We start from the raw sequence: 565 nt of genomic DNA on the forward strand, positions 1-565 counted from the left end.
TGCTCCCGACGGACCCGCTGATCGACCTGACGAGGGAGCGCCAGCTTTTAGCCGATGACGAAAAAGCCCAGCGCCAGCGCCTAGCCAGGCAGGAGTTTAATGACACCATCAGATCGGCCGCCGAGGATGTGCTGACGGCTGCGAGGCTGAGGGGGACGGTCGATAGCGACGCGACCAAACTTGCCCTCAACGGCGTGCTTCGAGCCCACATCGAGAACGTCCGCATCCTCCGTGCGATGTTGGAGGGTGACTACCCTGCCACGGCCCCACGAGACCCCATGTTTGCCGGCATGGCCCCGACTGGTCTTCCGCCCTTACCGGGAGAGCCGGCGGAATATGATCCACATGCCTTGACCTTGTCGACGGCAACCGAGCGATACTGTCATCAGCACGCGGGCAAGACATGGGTGCCGAAGACGGCGGCTGATCAGCTACGAGTGTGCTCGATCGCCGTCGGCATCATCGGGGGCGAGAAGCTGGTTCGTGCCCTTGATACGGCCGACGTAATTTCCCTTCGTGACGCCCTGCAACGCCTGCCTTCAAACTACACGAAGCTGGCCGCGAC

At 62.7% G+C, this 565-nt stretch carries 1 protein-coding gene; it reads left to right on the forward strand.

Annotated features, from left to right (window positions below; translation table 11 throughout):
• Window positions 1-565 (forward strand): hypothetical protein (locus VQ045_RS21900; protein ID WP_331831636.1); only part of this gene is annotated, 565 nt, incomplete at both ends.

The sequence above is a fragment of the Aurantimonas sp. E1-2-R+4 genome, from assembly GCF_036549515.1.
GTDB lineage: Bacteria > Pseudomonadota > Alphaproteobacteria > Rhizobiales > Rhizobiaceae > Aurantimonas > Aurantimonas coralicida_A.